We start from the raw sequence: 16,261 nt of genomic DNA on the forward strand, positions 1-16,261 counted from the left end.
CCCAGAGAGGGGGCACCGGTCAGGATCACGGATCGTACGCGAAGGGCCGGCCGGAGTCCGTCAACCCGATCGGCGCGATCATCGGCCGGTCCGTGCTCGGTGCGGCGGCGCCGGCGCGCAGCCTGGCGAGCAGCGTGCCGGCGTCGGCGGTGGGGCCGGCGTTGCGGTCCGCGAGGTACACACGGATCCGCCCGTCGAACCGCTCGACCGCGAGGACCGCGAACCGGCTGCCCGGAGCGAAGCACGCGACCGGCGCTCCGGCACGAACGGCGGCGTCCACGCGGCGCGCCGTCATCGACCAGATGGCGTACTCGGTCCTGGCGTCCGGGTGCGCCCCGGGGCCGAGGTGGGCCTCGACGAATCCCGGCTCGGTGAGGTCCACGCCCGCGGCGTAGGACCCCGCCGGCGCGGCGCTCGACGCGAAGACCGGACCGAACACCACGGGCAGCTGCCGGAACGCCAGCAAGGCGCCGGCGGCGACCACCGCCGGCGGACCCCACGGCCCGGTCGCGGCGCCCGGTTCGGGTATCGGCGCTCCGCGCAGGTAGGCGTTGACACCGGGTCCGGCGCCGTTGGCGTAGGCCCGCAGCGCGACCAGTTCCGGAGTTGGTTCGTCGAGTTCGGCGGCGTGCCGGTCGTACTCCGGGCCGAGCGCGGCGACCAGCGCGTCCTGCAGCTCCGTCGCCTCGGGTCGGGGCTCGGGTCGGGGCTCGGCCGCCCTGGCCGCCGTCCGGACCGCCGAGGCCGGCGCATCGCCCGGTCGCCGGGTGACGCCGGCGATGCCGGCCCGGGCCGGCACGGACCTGGACCGCCCCGGCCCGGCCGGTGCGATCGGCGCGAACCGCGTCGCCAGGCCCGCCATGCGGGCGTCGGCGCACCCGGCCGGCAGGACCGGTCCGGCCGGTTCGGGGGGCGCACCCGGAACGTAGGCGTGGAAGCCGGAAGCGGCGAGCAGCACCCCGGTCGCGGTGAGCGCCAGCGGGCCGGCCGGCGCGTACACCGGTGCGCCGAGCACTTCGGCCAGCTCCGCGAGAAGCGTCACGGGCCGGTCGTGGTCCGGCCCGGCCAGGACCAGGGATGCCGGGCCGGGCCCGAGCGCCGCGGCGAGCAGGTCTGCGAAGTCCGCCACGCTGATGGGCGCGCCCCCGACGAGAAACCCCTGAGGGCCGGTGGCGACCTCGACGAGCACGCCCGCCGCCGCGGGCGCGATGCCCAGCGCGTCGGTGTCGTCCAGCAACGACCACCCGGCGGCGGTGGCGCGGCCCGGGACGGGGCGGCGCCCTTCCGTGTACGGACCCGAGCGCGCCGGCGCGACGGCCGGGCTCGCCGGCCGGTCGTCGCCGGCGGGAGCCTCGGCCGCGGCCGGCGGGACGACGGTGCCGGCGGTGGTGACCGGCGCCAGCCGCCAGCCCGTCTCGCCGAGCACGGGCACGGCGGAGCGCACCCGAACCGGCAGGCCGTCGAACCGGTCCGCCGGGGCCCCGTCCGGCACGGCCCGGGGCAGCAACACCAGCCGCGACGCCGGATCGGGTCGCATGGCCGCCACCGCTCGCGCCACCTCGTCGGCCGCCACCGGCCGGCCGCACCCACCGACGAAGATCGTCGGCGCGTCCGGCTCGCGCGGCAGGCTGCCCACCACCCCGGCCTGACCCGGGCGGACGCCGGCGGGCAGCAGCCACAGGCCGGCGGGTACGGGGTGGGCGACGAGGCCCGGGCCGGCCTGGTCGCGGGTCCGGCTCTCCGGAGCGGGCAGGACCGGCCATCGCGGCTCGGGCGACCAGGGTGGTTCCCAGCTGTCGCCGTCGGGGCCGGTGCCGTCGGACCCGTACCAGCCGTACCGCCACCCGTCGCCGTCCGGAGCGTCGCCGTGCGCACCGTGCGGTACGGAGACGCAGGTGCCGTCCGAGGCGACCACGACCGGACCCAGCGAGCCGGTGACCCGCCGGCCGAGCCGCCATGCCACCCGCCGGATGCCGTCCTCGCGCGTGTCCCGGTCCGGACCTGCGCCGAGCAGCACGAGCCGGATCTCGGTCCGGATGCCGGCCCGGATCGGGGCGGCCTCGGCCACGGCGTCGATGACGAGATCGAACAGCCCGTCCTGGCCGGTGACCGCCGGAGCGGTCACGACCACCGTCTCCCGGTGTCCACGGCCGAGCGCCGAGGTGACCGCCCGCAGCGCGCCGGCCGGTCCGGTGCCCGCGCGCAACAGCAGCGCATCACCGAGTGCTTCCACGCGGACCGCCGGCGGGCCGGGCCGCACCGGCCTCCCCCACCCGCCGTCAGCCACGGCTCCCCGTCACCACGGCTCTCCCGTCCCGGTGGCGGTCACGGCCTCCAGCGCCTGGTGGACCGCGACGCTGTCGATCGGGTCCGCCCGATATTCGGCTGCCCGGATGTGCCGCAGGAAGTCGTCCTCCGGCGCCACGGCGTGAACGCGGAGATAGTAGGAGACGCCGTCCGGCCACACCCATGCGCCGTCGGACCGGCACGTCATCGGGACGACGGCGGGCGTGTTGTCGAGGACGTCGGTCATGCGGGCCGACGCGGCGAGGACCGGGCTGCCGCCGGCCAGGAACGCCAGCACCAGGTCGCGCTCCGGCCCGGCGAGGCTCTCCCTCCTCCCGGTGAACCCCGGCTGCACGCCCGCGTCGAACAGGCTCGCCACCCGGGGCCGGGCCGGACCGGGCCGGTGCCCGGCATCGCCCCAGATCAGCGCGGCGCTTGCCAGCGCCGCCCGCTGGTAGGGCGGCAGCCCGTCCGCGTCGGCGAAGACCTCCACCTGCGGGGCCGTTTCGCCCGAGTGCTCGAGCACCTCCTGCAACCGGGCCGCGACGAGCGCGAGCAGCTCCCCGTCCGCCGCGGCCTCGACGAGCAGGATCCGCTTCGGCGGCGGCCACACCGTCGGCCGGTCCGGTGACCGCCAGGCCCGCCACACCGCGCGCGCCGTGCCTTCGGACTCCAGTTCGACCGCATCCACGCAGGCCGCCTCCGCCTGGTCGAGACTGTCGCTCCGGTCGGATCCGGGGGCGAACGCGACCGGCGGAAGGGCCGATCGCGCACCGGCCCGGGCCACCGGCGGCACCGGGTCGAGCGTGGCCCGAAGCAGCTCGACGTCCCGCTCGGCCAACGGAATCCGGCCGGCCGCCGCCGCGTACCCGATCATCGCCGCGACGTCGTCGATCCCGCCCCGGGCAAGGCGATCCCGCGCGACGCCGATGAACTCGTCGGGTGCCCACCCGGCGAGGCGAAGCAACAGGTGGTGAAACGCGACGACGGTCACCTGTGCCCTCCCTGGGGCCCAATGATGCTGCTACATTTACATGCCTGCGACCGCTACTTCGTCAGCCGGAGACGAAAAGTTCACACCCCGGCAAAGATTTCCTGGCTAGCCGAATGTCGTCCGTCACGCGGGAGCGTCGGGCAGGTGAAGGGAACGGAGGACCGCGATGGCCGGCCACGTCGCCTCGAACCCGTCGTCGCAGCCTTCCCCCGCGCAGCCCGGCTCCCCGACCGGTCCGGCGGCCATGGCCGACACCCAGCTCGCGAAGCTGCATGAGCTGCACAGCAACGCACTCCTCAAGTATCTGGTGAAGCTCACCCTCGGCGACTCGCGGCTTGCCGAGGACATCCTGCAGGAGACCTTCGTCCGCGCCTGGCGTCATCTGTCCCGATATGACGACACCGATCTCGACGCCTTCCGGCCCTGGCTGTACACGGTGGCCCGGCGGCTGGTCGTGGACATGCTGCGGTCCCGCAAGTCGCGACCGGCCGAGGTGATGGTGGACGACCTCGCCCGCCTGTCGGTCGCCGACGACACGATCGGCAACCTGGTGTCCGCCCACGCGGTCCGCGACGCCCTGATGCGGCTGCGCCCCGAGCACCGCATCGTGCTGATCCAGCTCTACTACTACGGCCGCTCCCCCAGCGAGGTTGCGGAGATGCTGGACATCCCGCTCGGAACCGTGAAGTCCCGGGCCTACTACGCCAAGCAGGCGCTGCGCTCCCATCTCGACCAGTAGGGACGTATCCATGCCGACGACCCACGGACGTCGCGCCCGCGCCTGCGCGGCCCTGTTGCTCGCGGCCGGGCTGAGCATGGCCACGGCCGCCCCGGCCGTGGCCGACGCCGCCCCGCCCGCACTTCCCGTCGCCGCCAGCGGCTGTGTCGGCCCGTCCCCCGTGGTGTACGGCGACCGGGTGCCGTGGCCGACCGCACGCATGGTGCCGTATCAGGCGTGGCCCCTCAGCCGGGGCAAGGGCGTGCTCGTCGCGGTCCTCGACTCGGGTGTCAGCGGCGACGCGACCGGCCTCGCCGGAGCGGTCACCGCCGGCCAGGACGTCGTCGCCGGCGGCCCCGCCCGATCGGACTGTCTGGGCCGCGGCACCGCCCTGGCCTCGATCGTGGCCGGCCGGCCCACTGCCGGCTCCGGCATCGTCGGGATGGCCCCCGAGGCCACCGTGCTGCCGATCCGCGTCATCGGCTCGCGGCGCGACGTCACACCGGAGGCCATCGCCGCCGGCATCGACGCCGCCGTGGACGCCGGCGCCGGCGTCATCCTGCTCGGCACCGGCCACGTCACCGGCACCGCGCAGCTGCAAGCGGCGGTCGCCCGGGCGGCCGGGCAGAACGTCCTCGTCGTCGCGCCGGTCAACGACCAGGCGGCCGGGGTCGCGGGCCAGGCGCCGCCGGCCTGGTATCCCGCCGCCTATCCGCAGGTCCTCGCCGTCGGCGGGGTCGATGCGGACGGCCGGGCCACCGAAGTGACCGGCGCCGCGAGCGGACTCGACGTGCTGGCCGCCGCGGTCGACGCGGTCGTGCCCGGCCCCTCGGGGCCCGGACACTACTCGGTCGGTGGCTCCGCGATCGCTGCCGCGTACGTCGCCGGCGCCGCCGCGCTGGTCCGTGGGTACCGTCCGGATCTCACGGCCGACCAGGTACGCGAGCGTCTGGTCGTGACGGCGGAACGCCCACCGCACGCGGTGGCCGGCACCGTCGACCCCTATGCCGCCGTCACCACCGTCGAGCCCGGCGAGGCACTGCGGAAGGTCCGGGCCGCGGCCGTCCCCGTCGTCGTCGAGGCCGCACCGGCCGCCGACCAGGCCGTCGCACGAGCTCGACTGGTCTGCGTCACGATCGCGGTCGTGACCTTCCTCGTCGCCGCCACGCTGTGGATCCGCAGGAGCCTGCGGCGCCGCACGACGTAGATCCGCTCGCTACGGGGCCGCCTCGGTGGCCGGCGCACCGGCCTCCACGTACGGCGTCTGGATCACCCTGCTGCCGCGGCGGGTGCACAGCAGCGCGCGTCCCGGGGGCAGGATCTTGGGCTTGGTGTTACCCAGCAGCGGCCCCTCGCCGGGCGGGCAGGACAGCACCACGTCCGGGCTGTTCGTCTCCTGGAGCCGCCGGATGAACGGATCCATGGACATGCGCATCGCGCCGGCAGCCGCCCGGGTCAGGACGACGTGGAAGCCGATGTCGGTGCCCTGCGCCAGGTACGGGATCAGCGGCAGCAGCGGGCTCTCGTGCCCGCCGAGCATGTCGTAGTCGTCGACGAGCAGGTACAGCCGCGGACCGGACCACCAGTCCCGGGCCCGCAACTGCTCCGGCGTGACGTCGGTGCCCGGCATCCGGCGCTTCAGTCCCTCGATGGCCTGCCCGACCGTGGCCCGCGTCGAGTCGACGGAGACCGAGTACCCGACACGGTACCGCTCGGGTACCCGGTCGAACAGGACCCGCCGGAAGTCGACGATCATGATGCGCACCTCCTCCGGGGTGAAGCGCCGCATCAGCGAGTCGGCCACGTACCGCAGCACACTCGTCTTGCCGCTCTGGGCGTCGCCGAGCACCGTGAAGTGCGGCAGCTCGTCGAAGTCGTGCCATACCGGCTGCAGCCGCTCCTCGTCGACGCCGATCGGCAGGCGCAGGTCCCCGTCGGGTGGCGGCAGGTCGCGGGCCGGGAGCACCGCCGGCAGGGTGCGCACCCGCGGCGCCGGGGCACCGTCCCAGAAGTCCCGCACCGCGGCGGCGAGCGCCCGGGAGCCGTCGGCCACGCTCGCCGCGTCGGCGATGCCGTCGATGCGCGGCAGCCCGCCCAGGAAGTGCGCCTTCTGCGCGGTGAGCCCCCGGCCCGGAACGTGCGGGACGGTCGCGGCCGCGCGCAGGTCGATCGCCGAGTCGACCGGGTCGCCGAGCCGCAACTCCAGCCGGGTGCCGATCTGGTCCCGCATGCCGTGGTGGACCTCCGACCAGCGGGCCGCGGTGAGCAGCAGGTGCACGCCGAAGTTGAGGCCGCGCGCGACGATCTGGCGGATGGCCGGGTCCGCCGCCTCGAACTCCTGTCGCAGGGTGAACCAGCCGTCCACGACGAGGAAGACGTCGCCGTGCGGGTCGTCGACGAGGCCGGCGGCCCGCTGGCGGCGGTACGCCGCCATGCTGTCGATGCCCTGGGCCGCGAACCGCCGCTCCCGGTCGGCGATCAGCGCGGTCACCTCGGCCACGGTCCGGGTGACCCGGTCGGCGTCGAGCCGGCTGGCGACGCCGCCGACGTGCGGCAGTTCGCTGATCGTCGACAGCATCCCGCCGCCGAAGTCGAGACAGTAGAACTGCACCTCGCGCGGGCTGTGGGTCAGCGCCAGCGCGCAGATCAGCGTGCGCAACAGGGTGGACTTGCCGCTCTGCGGGCCGCCCGCGACGCCCAGGTGGCCGCCGATGCCGGACAGGTCCAGGGCGAGCAGTTCCCGGGCCTGCTCGAACGGTTTGTCCACGAACCCGACCGGTACCGCCAGCGCGCTGTTGCCCGGCCAGCCCACCGCCCGCAGCCCGGCCTCGGGATCCGGGGCCAGCGCGGGCAGCATCTGGTCCAGCGTGGGTGGCCGCAGCAGGGGCGGCAGCCAGACCTGGTGCGCGGGTGAGCCCTTGCCGGTGAGCTGGGCGGCGACCACCTGGAGCACACTGGGCACGCGCTCGTCCGCCGGATCGGCCGGTTCGCGGGACTCCGGCTGCTCGGGTGCGTCCACCGCCGGGTAGGGCGTGTGCCGCAGCCCGTACGAGACGACCTGGCTCTGGACCACCGCCGGGTCGAGCCGCTGGTGCTTGGGCCGGTGCGGGCCGGAGACGTAGGCCGCCTTGAACCGGATCAACGACGACACGTCGACCCGCAGGAAGCCGTGTCCGGGCTGGGGCGGAAGCTCGTGGGCGTCGGGCACGCCGATGGCGGTGCGGGACTCGATGGCGGAGAAGGTACGCAGGCCGATCCGGTAGGACAGGTGCGTCTCCAGCGCGGCGATCCGGCCGTCGTCCAGCCGCTGGCTCGCCAGCAGGAGATGCACCGCGAGCGACCGGCCGAGCCGCCCGATCATGACGAACAGGTCCATGAAGTCGCGGTGCGTGGCGAGCAGTTCGCTGAACTCGTCGACGACCACGAACAACGTCGGCAGCGCGTCCAGCGGCTGGCCCTGCGCGCGGGCCCGCTCGTACTCCAGGACCGAGGCGAAGCCGCCGGCCTGGCGCAGCAGTTCCTGGCGGCGGACCAGCTCGCCGTGCAGCGCTTCGCGCATCCGGCCGACCAGCGCCGCCTCGTCGGCGAGGTTGGTGATCACGGCCGAGGTGTGCGGCAGATCGTCCAGCCCGAGGAACGTGGCGCCGCCCTTGAAGTCCACCAGGACGAAGTTCAGGATCTCCGGCGAGTGGGTCATCGCCAGGCCCAGCACGATGGTCCGCAGCAGTTCACTCTTGCCGGATCCCGTGGCGCCGATGAGCATGCCGTGCGGTCCCATGCCGCCGAGCGCCGACTCCTTGATGTCGAGCTCGACCGGCTCGCCCTCCGCATCCACCCCGATCGGGATGCGCAGCCGGCGCGCGTCCGGCCGGGCCGCCCACGCCTCCGTCAGGTCGAGGTTGCTCAGGTCGGCGACGCCGAGCAGCGTACCGAGGTCGAAGTCGGTGGCCAGCGCCTCCGCGGCCGGCTCGGTGGTGATGCTCAGCCGGTACGGCGACAAGATCCGCGCCACGGTGCGGGCCTCCGTCACGGCCAGCCCGTCCGGCCGCGCCAGGTTCGACCGGACCTCCCGCCCGACCTGGTCGTGCTTGACCTGTTCCAGCCCGGACTCGGTCAGGTCGGCCCAGAGCAGGCCGCGGGGAACCGTCGAGGGAGGCGTGCCCAGGTCGACCAGGACGGCGTTGCGGTAGCCGCCGGACAGCATCCGGGACCCCGCCGGAATCCGCCCGTCGTCACAGATCACCACCACGAAGGGCTCGTCGCGGCTCGGCGTCGCACCCTGTTCCCATCGGCTTCTGGCCAGGAACTCCTTGCCGAGCAGGCGCTCCACCGCGTCCATGCTCTCCGCCGCGAGCCGGGCGGGTCCGGCCGCGTCGTGTTCGGTCGGGTGTTGCACGTGCGGCAGCCACTTGACCCACTCCCAGGCCGCCACCGCCTCGTCGGACAGGCACAGGGCGACCATGACCTCCTCGGGTGCGTGGAACGTCGCGACCTGCGCGACCAGTGCCCGCGCGAACGCACGCCGCCGCTCGGCGTCGCCCGTGATCCGGATCTGGTGGAAGCCGGGCAGGTACAGCGCCACCGGCAGGTCGGCGACCGTCGTGTAGGCGTTGATGAACCGCCGCAGGGACTTCGCCGACAGCGGCTCCAGGTCCTCGATCGGCTTCGTCTGCAACGGCGCCATCCGGGTGGCCAGCCGCTGCCGGCCGGTGCCCACCCGGATCTCCAGGAAGTCCGGATGGCTGGGGCGCCGCTCCCACCGGCGGGTGGTCAGCACCACCGACCACAGCGCGGACGGATCGGGGTGCCGCCAGGCGGTCGCCTCGCGTTGCTGGTCGATCGACTTGCGGACACGTTTGCGCTGCTGAGAGAGGTAACGCAGGTAGTCACGGCGGTCGCCGCCCATGCGATGCTTGCGTTCCCCGGCGCTCATCGCCAGCTGGCCGGCGATCATGCCGACCATGGCGGCGCCCATCATCCCGGCCATGACCCAGGTGAGCATGCCGCGGCTGCCGCCCAGGAACATCATCGCCATGACGCTGGACATCAGCATCATCGGCAGGATGGTCATGACGCTGCGCAGCCCCTGCGGCGTGACCTCGGGCAGCACCGGTGGCTCCTGCAGGCTGATCTCGCCCGTGGGCAGCTCCGGACCGGTCCGCCGCGCCGGGCGACGGAACACGACGGTGCTCACCGCTCACCTCCCGCGCCGGCGGGCGCCGGCGCGCACTACAACGCTCGGCACGACGCGCGGGGATCACCGGACGCGGAGAATTTTCGCCATCCGGTGAACTCCGCGGGCGCTCATGCGTTGTCATCGCCATGACTGTCGCGGCCGCCGGCGAGATGTGCCGCCTCACCATCTGCGGGCCGTCCCGCCAGGTCGAGGTGGCGGTACCGGCGCATGTCGTCGTGTCCGACCTCCTGCCGGTGCTGGTCGAGCAGCTGGGCGAGAACCTCGTCGAGTCCGGCCTGCTGCACGGCGGCTGGGTCCTGCAGCGCCTCGGCGCCGCCCCGCTCGACCAGGGGTCGACCGTCGCCGCACTGGGGCTGCACGACGGCGACATGGTCCACCTCCGGCCCCGGGCCGAGCAGATCCCGCCGGTCGACTTCGACGACCTGATCGACGGCATCGCCACCGGGGTGCAGGAGCGACCCGGCCGCTGGCAGCCGGCGCTGACCCGGTGGGCCGCCCTGGCGGCGGCCGCGCTGCTGCTCGCCACCGGCGTCGCCGCGCTCGGGCTCCCCGGCCACGCCGGTCACCGCGCCCTCGCCGCCGGCGGGCTCGCGCTCGCCTGCCTCGTCGGCTCCGTCGTCGCCACGTTCGCCGTCGGCGAGCGGCCGTTCGGCGTCGCCTTCGCCGTCGCCGCCGTCGGGTACGCCGGGCTCGCCGGCCTGCTCGCGGCAGACCCGCGCGTCGGTGTGGTAGGCCTCCGGTCGGACGCTCCGGCGCTGTTCACCGGGGCGGTCGCCGTCGTGGCCATGGCCGGCATCGCCGCGCTCACGATCGCCCATGCCCGCCCGCTCCTGCTCGGCGTCGTCGTGGCCGGCCTGCTGACCGCGGGGGCGACGGCGCTGGGCGCCTTCGCCGGCCTGGGCATGGTGGAGTCGGCCGCCGCGCTGCTGGTGGCGTCCACGCTCGCCGCGATGATGGTCCCGCTGCTGGCCTTCCGGCTCGCCGGGCTCCGGCTGGCGCCGCTGCCGACGAAGCCCGAGCACCTCCAGGAGGAGCTCGACCCCATTCCGAGCACCACGCTGCTGCCCCGGGCCGCGACCGCCGACCGGCTGATGAGCGCGCTGTACGGCGGGCTCGCCGCCCCGACGGCAGCGGGCGTCGTCATCGTCGGCGCGGCCCCCGGATGGGCACCGGCGACCCTGGCCGGGCTGGTCGTGCTGGTCCGCTGCCTGGCCGCCCGCCCGATGACGAGCGGCTGGCACCGGCTGGCCCAACTGCTGCCCGCCGCGGCCGGCGGGGTCACCCTTGCCCTCGCGTGGGCGGCATCCGGCAGCCCGCTGACCCGCGTCGCCGGGGCGGCGCTCGCCGTGCCGCTGGGCGTCGCGCTGCTCCTCCTGATCGCCCGGATCCTGCCCGGCCGCCGCCCCACCCCGTACTGGGGGCGCGCCGGCGACCTGCTCCAGACGCTCGCCGCGACCGCGATCCTGCCGGTGTTCCTCGCCGTCCTGAACGTGTACGGTCTCGTCCGCGGAATCGGCGGCTGAGCGCGGTGCAGTCGAGACGAGACCAGGTCCAGGCCCAGTCCTACACGCTCGGCCGGCTGACGGCCGCCCTGGTCATGGCCGAGCCGGAGGCGCTGGAGAACCCCCATCGGCGGGTCCTCACCGGCATGCTCGCCGGGCTGCTGATCGGCGGTCTCCTGGTGGGCGGGTTCACCGTCTTCGGCTTCCTCAAGCCGGGCGGTGCCAAGCGATGGCAGGAGCCGGAGACGCTCATCGTCGAGAAGGAGTCGGGCGGCCGGTTCGTGCTGGTCGACGGCCGGCTTCGACCGGTGTACAACTACGCGTCCGCGGCCCTGATCTTCGGCAAGCGGCCCGCGCTGGTGACCGTGTCGGCGGCGTCGCTGCGGTCCGTCCCGCGGGGTATGCCGATCGGCATCGTCGGCGCGCCCGAGTCGACCCCGGACGCCGCCGGGCTCGCGGGCGTCGGGTGGGAGGTCTGTGCGCTCAGTGGGACGGACCCGACCGGGGCGGCGCGGACCGGCACGCTCCTCGTCCTCGCCCGGGGCGGCGGCACCACGGTCGGCGACGACAGCGGCTTCACCGTGACCGCGCCGGGTGGCCAGGTCTTCCTGATCTGGAACGGCCAGCGGTTCGCGCTGACCCGGTCGTGGATCCCGCGGGTGCTCGGCTACTCCGCGGCCCCCGCGGTCGCGGCGAACTGGCTCAACCAGGTGCCGCCCGGACCGGACATCGCACCGGTCGACGTCGCGGGCCGGGGTGACGCGGGCCCGGTCGTCGACGGGCGGCAGACCCGGGTCGGGCAGGTCTTCGTCGCCCGCGTCGTCGGTACCCCCGACCGCTACTTCCTGCTGCTGCGCGACGGACTGAGCCCGATCGGCGCGACGGCGGTCGCACTGGTGCTCGGGAACCCGGACACCGGCGCGGCGTATCCGGGTTCACCGGTGCGCCCGCTGGAACTCACCGCGGGCGCGCTCGCCCAGCTGCCGATGTCGACCCAGCCGGCGCTCCCGGCCGGACTCCCCCAACGGCCGCCGGCCCAGGCGGGCCTGCCGGCCGGCCAGACGTGGTGCGTGCAACGCGCCACGCCGGAGGGACCGGCCCGGGCGACCATGCGCGCCGCCCCGGCCGTGACGGTCGCCGGGGACGCGCCGGTCGTCGACCGGACCGAGCAGACCGCGACCGCCGTGCTGGCCGCGCCCGGCGTCGGCGGACTGGTCCGCCAGGGCCGCGCCGGGCAGGCGAACGGCACCAGCTACTTCCTCGTCACCGACGCCGGGGTGAAGTTCCCGATCGCCAGCGCCGACGCGGCGAAAGCGCTCGGCTACGCCCTCGAGGGAGCCCGGACAGTGCCCGCCGCGCTGCTGTCCCTGCTGCCCACCGGGCCGGTGCTGGACGTGGCGGCGGCGAGGAGGTGAGGCCACAGACGATCCGGCCGGACCGAACCGGCACCACCTGCAACGAAGATACGAAAGGTGAGCACCAATGACCACGCCGCTGGGCAACTCCGTAGACGAATACACCATCACCCAAACGCTGAACGCCTTCGAAACCACCATGGCCAATGTCAATGCCGCGATCCAGGCGGTCGAAGCCGTCGGCTCGTCCGTGCCGTGGACCGGGGTCGCCGCGAACAAGTACCGCACCTCCCTCTCCGACTGGATCAACGGTGTGCAGACCGTGAAGAACGGTCTGGAGCAGCTCCGCTCGTCGATGACCCAGCACCTGAGCATCTCGAGCAATGCCGAAGACGAGTCGGCCCAGCACGCCCAGTGGTACGCCTGACCGGCCGGAGAGGACCCGAGAGGAATCGCACATGGCAACCTATTCGCTGAACCCGAACGGCCTGCTCGACTCGAGCGAGGAGCTGCGCGGCGTCACCAGGTCGATCGAGAACGCGCTGGCCGACCTCAACGGGTACGTCAACCAGTTCATCACCGCCAACGCCGGTGGCGCGGCCTCGTCGTACCAGGTCGCGCAGACCACCTGGAACAGCGGCCTCGACCAGATGAACGCCGCGTTGGACCGCGGCGCCACCGCGATCGACGAGATCCGCAGCAACTACCAGATCGCCGACACCCAGGGCGCGTCGCTGTTCGAAGGCAACGTCTAGGCCGAAGGAGACGGCATGCCACTCACCAGCGACGACGCCTATTTCGGGCGTGCGGTCAACATCAACCTGACGGTCGCGGAGGAGGTCACGGTCTCGCCGCAGGGCGACATCCAGACCATCACCCTCAAGCCGGGTCACACCAGGTTCTCGCTCGGCACCCAGGTGCAGACGGCGGTCGCCACCGTCGGCGTGAACCTGCACGCCAAGCTGACGGACATCGGCAGCACCGCCAACAACCGCGCCGCCCAGGCGAACCTGTTCGCCACCGTCACGGACGACGCCGAGAACATGAACGACATCCGCGCGCAGGAGTTCCTCGGCGATGCGCCGGCGTGGAACACGTCGTCATCCACCACCGGCAACACCGGCGGCTAGCCGGACCCACCCCGGGCGGCCGGCACCGCGGTGCCGGCCGCCCGGCCACGACTGACGCAGCTCGCTGGCGTGATGAGTTGAGGAGCCCCCACGATGACACAGCCGATGGACTGGACCCCCACGGTCCGCGACATCCTCGGCGCGGAGGAGGACATCGACTCGACGCGCGTCAGCAACCCGGCCTGGATCGGTCTCGACATGTCGTTCTGGGAGTCCCGGTGGTCCACCGAAGAGGACTACCAGCGCCCGTGGGAGCACTGGATGCCCAACGGCTCGGACTGGAACAAGATCACCCTGTACCGGGTGCGCAAGGACGGCGACAGCACGAACTTCCAGCTCATCCGAGCCACGGTCTACTTCTACGAAGGTGGCGACAACTCGCCGTCGAAACAGGCCAAGCTGCTGGTCGACACCAGCCGGTCGATCATCGACGGCATCGACACAAACCAGTATCTCGACCCGGCGATGTTCCGTGACGTAGCCACCCGCTTCCGCAACGTCCACGACTACCTCACCGGCGACGGCCAGACGCAGCTCCGCTCGATCTATGACGAGATCGAGAACGGCGGCGTGATCGAGGGCTCGGCGGCGGACGCCTTCGCCTGGGCCATCCGCGACATGTTCCTCGGGATGCAGCAACTCGGCGCGAACATCAGCGGCCGGTTCCTGGTCGACCACAACATCTACGTGAACACCGGCTGGCCGTACGTGCTGGACGAGGCGGCCACGGAGATCGACCGGTTCCGCGACAGCCTGTGGAACGCGTGGCAGGCGTACACGGCATGGGAGCACTACGACCCGAACACTCTCGTCGATGCCCTGCTCAAGTCGATGGAGCACCAGGTCGACATCGCCGACAGACTCAACTACACGGGGGACGGCGACCGGCAGGAGGCGTGGACCTTCGACTTCAGCTGGCTCTTCAGCAGCGCCGGCAACGCCACCTACGACCTGATCCAGCAGTCCGAGTGGGTCCGGCTGAACGACGACCTGAAGCAGGAGTGGATCAGCCACTACGACGACCTCGACCAGGCGGCGCAGGTGGCCACGCGCAACCTCATCAGCAGCTACAACGACCTGCTGGCGGCGTTCGGGCGCGGTGTCATCAACCTTCCGCACCTGCCGTACCCGGGGACGAACCCCTTCGGCGAGGGGCCGGGCAACGAGAACGAGTTCAACGGCCCGGGGACCGGCGACATTCCGCCCGAGACCGGTGGTTCGGACGGCTCGGTGCCACCGCCGTCGGAGAGCGGAGGCTTCGACGGCGCGGGCGACGGCTTCGGCGGCGGCTCCGGCGGCGGCTCCGGCGGCATCGGCGGGACGGAGTTCGGCGCCGGCACAGGCGGCCTCGACGGCGCGGGCGGCGGCTCGGGCGGCGGCTCGGGCGGCATCGGCGGGACGGAGCTCGGCGCGGGCCTCGACGGCCCGGGAGGCGGCTCGGGCAGCATCGGCGGAACCGAGTTCGGCGGCGGCTCAGGCGGCCTCGGCGGGACCGGCCTCGACGGCTCGGGGGTCGGCTCGGGCGGCGGCACGGGCGGCCTCGGCGGCGTGATCGGAGCCGGCATGAACACCGGAGCGGGCCTCGGCACCGGTGGGCTCGGCAGCAGCGGCCGGTCCGGCGCGGTCGTGGGCAGCGGCGGTTCCGATGACGACACCGGGGCCGGCCTGGGTACCGGTGGCCTCGCCGGCGGTACGCCGTCCCCACTCGACCCCGACGACCTCGGCTTCGGCGGGTCCGGCGGCTTCGGCTCCGGCGGCACCACCGGCGGCGATCTCGGCGGCTTCGGCTCGGGCAGCGGCCTGACACCGGACAGGTCCGGCGGCTTCGTCCTCGGGCCGCTGGGAACTCCCCCAGCGGGCTACACGCCATCGGGAATCACCAACTTCCCGGCCGCGGCCGTGGCCGGTGGAGCGCTCGCGTCGGGCGGCCAGAACATCGGCGGACTGCCCGGCGCCATGGCCTACCCGACGCCGGCGTCGGACGGCGGCTCCACCGGCGCCGCGAGCTCCATGGGCGGCATGCCGTTCATGCCGCCCATGGGCGGGATGGGCAACTCCGGCAACCAGAACGAGAAGGAGCGGGAACGCACCACCTGGCTGGCCGAGGAGGAGGACGTCTGGGGTACCGACCCGGACGTCACGGCCGCCGTCATCGGCAGGGAGGACGTCGAGCCCGAGCCGGCGACCCGGCCGTCCCGCCGCCCCACCCAGCCCCGCACGACGCCGCCCACGTACGAGCCCTCGCGCGGGCGCGGTACCCGGTAATCGAAAACGGAAGGCAAGAGCATGTCCACGTCATGGCACGAAGAAATCGAGCGGGCGTACGCCGAGCTCGAACAGAGCCAGCAGGCCATCGCCCAGGTGCAGCACGACATGGCCGGCCGGACGATCACGGCCACGTCCAAGAACCGGACAGTCTCCGTCGTCGTCGACGCGCAGGGGGAGGTGCTCGACGTCAAGTTCCCCACGCGCGCCTACCGCTCGATGCCCACACCCGAGCTGAGCGCGCTGCTGGTCGAAACCATCGGACAGGCCCGCCGGCAGGCTACGGCCGAGCTCGCGTCCATGTTCTCGGCCGTCCTTCCCCAGGCGACGCCGATCGCCGACATGCTGAACGGCACCGCCGACATCGACGAGATGATGCGCGAGGTGATGCGCCAGATGCCCGACATGCCCGGCGCGCCGAGCCCGGATCGGAGCTGACGGCCGTGACCGCACCACTGCACGGCGACACCGACCTGCTGCGCAGCGAGGCGTTCGAGCCGTTCGTCGGGCACATGGACGGCGTCCACGACGACTTCGAGACCGCGATCGGCGACTGCCTGCCGATCGCGGACACGATCCGCGACTCGTCCGACCAGATCCTGAACGACGGCATGGCCGAGCAGGTGGAGTACGCCCGCCTCATCATGCTCGGCATTCGCGACCTCTCCGCCGGCGACGCCGGCCAGGTGGAGTACCTCCGTCAGCAGATCGGCGGCGTCGAGGACCTCAACACCGACGTCGCCAACTTCGGCCGTACCACCACCTGACGGCCGGCGTCGCCATGACGCCGGCCCCGATCAACGAAGGCGCAGCC

The 16,261-nt window shown here is 73.6% G+C and carries 13 protein-coding genes; 10 read left to right on the forward strand and 3 right to left on the reverse strand.

Going from position 1 to position 16,261, the window contains the following annotated elements:
- Positions 1-25 precede the first annotated feature (25 nt).
- Positions 26-2,233 (reverse strand): hypothetical protein, encoded by a 2,208-nt coding sequence (locus IEZ31_RS37770; protein ID WP_190254894.1) that lies wholly within the window; start codon positions 2,231-2,233, stop codon positions 26-28.
- A 63-nt stretch (positions 2,234-2,296) separates the two neighbouring features.
- Positions 2,297-3,280, reverse strand: a complete 984-nt coding sequence (locus IEZ31_RS37775) for a hypothetical protein (RefSeq protein WP_190254895.1) — start codon at positions 3,278-3,280, stop codon at positions 2,297-2,299.
- Between the two features lie 166 nt (positions 3,281-3,446).
- Here IEZ31_RS37775 and IEZ31_RS37780 point away from each other — a divergent pair, with 166 nt between their 5' ends.
- Both IEZ31_RS37780 and IEZ31_RS37785 read left to right on the forward strand, forming a co-directional pair.
- Complete coding sequence (locus IEZ31_RS37780; RefSeq protein ID WP_190254896.1) at positions 3,447-4,019, forward strand: sigma-70 family RNA polymerase sigma factor; 573 nt, start codon at positions 3,447-3,449, stop codon at positions 4,017-4,019.
- 10 nt (positions 4,020-4,029) lie between these two features.
- Positions 4,030-5,205 carry a S8 family serine peptidase gene (locus tag IEZ31_RS37785; protein WP_190254897.1) on the forward strand — a complete coding sequence of 392 codons (1,176 nt, stop codon included), beginning with the start codon at positions 4,030-4,032 and terminating at the stop codon, positions 5,203-5,205.
- A gap of 9 nt (positions 5,206-5,214) precedes the next feature.
- Here the strand turns inward: IEZ31_RS37785 and eccCa are convergent, their stop codons facing one another.
- Positions 5,215-9,192, reverse strand: a complete 3,978-nt coding sequence (eccCa, locus tag IEZ31_RS37790) for a type VII secretion protein EccCa (protein WP_190254898.1) — start codon at positions 9,190-9,192, stop codon at positions 5,215-5,217.
- Positions 9,193-9,320: 128 nt separating this feature from the next.
- Here eccCa and eccD point away from each other — a divergent pair, with 128 nt between their 5' ends.
- The 8 genes from eccD to IEZ31_RS37830 all read left to right on the forward strand — a co-directional run bounded on the left by eccD (position 9,321) and on the right by IEZ31_RS37830 (position 16,214).
- The gene (eccD, locus tag IEZ31_RS37795; RefSeq protein WP_190254899.1) at positions 9,321-10,718 is read left to right on the forward strand and encodes a type VII secretion integral membrane protein EccD; all 1,398 of its coding nucleotides are present in this window, start codon (positions 9,321-9,323) and stop codon (positions 10,716-10,718) included.
- A 5-nt stretch (positions 10,719-10,723) separates the two neighbouring features.
- Positions 10,724-12,112, forward strand: coding sequence for a type VII secretion protein EccB (gene eccB, locus IEZ31_RS37800; protein ID WP_190254900.1), 1,389 nt, complete (start codon positions 10,724-10,726; stop codon positions 12,110-12,112).
- Between the two features lie 67 nt (positions 12,113-12,179).
- Positions 12,180-12,479, forward strand: a complete 300-nt coding sequence (locus IEZ31_RS37805) for a hypothetical protein (RefSeq protein WP_190254901.1) — start codon at positions 12,180-12,182, stop codon at positions 12,477-12,479.
- 31 nt (positions 12,480-12,510) lie between these two features.
- The gene (locus tag IEZ31_RS37810) at positions 12,511-12,807 is read left to right on the forward strand and encodes a WXG100 family type VII secretion target (RefSeq protein WP_190254902.1); all 297 of its coding nucleotides are present in this window, start codon (positions 12,511-12,513) and stop codon (positions 12,805-12,807) included.
- 15 nt (positions 12,808-12,822) lie between these two features.
- On the forward strand, positions 12,823-13,182 hold the full coding sequence (locus IEZ31_RS37815) for a hypothetical protein (RefSeq protein WP_190254903.1): 360 nt from the start codon (positions 12,823-12,825) through the stop codon (positions 13,180-13,182).
- A gap of 93 nt (positions 13,183-13,275) precedes the next feature.
- Positions 13,276-15,447 carry a WXG100 family type VII secretion target gene (locus tag IEZ31_RS37820; RefSeq protein ID WP_190254904.1) on the forward strand — a complete coding sequence of 724 codons (2,172 nt, stop codon included), beginning with the start codon at positions 13,276-13,278 and terminating at the stop codon, positions 15,445-15,447.
- Between the two features lie 21 nt (positions 15,448-15,468).
- Positions 15,469-15,885, forward strand: coding sequence for a YbaB/EbfC family nucleoid-associated protein (locus IEZ31_RS37825; protein WP_190254905.1), 417 nt, complete (start codon positions 15,469-15,471; stop codon positions 15,883-15,885).
- A 5-nt stretch (positions 15,886-15,890) separates the two neighbouring features.
- Positions 15,891-16,214: a hypothetical protein gene (locus IEZ31_RS37830; protein WP_190254906.1), complete on the forward strand. Its 324-nt coding sequence runs from the start codon at positions 15,891-15,893 to the stop codon at positions 16,212-16,214.
- Positions 16,215-16,261: the final 47 nt, after the last annotated feature.

Origin of the sequence: Dactylosporangium sucinum (assembly GCF_014647515.1) — a bacterium.
In the GTDB taxonomy this organism is placed as follows: Bacteria; Actinomycetota; Actinomycetes; order Mycobacteriales; family Micromonosporaceae; genus Dactylosporangium; species Dactylosporangium sucinum.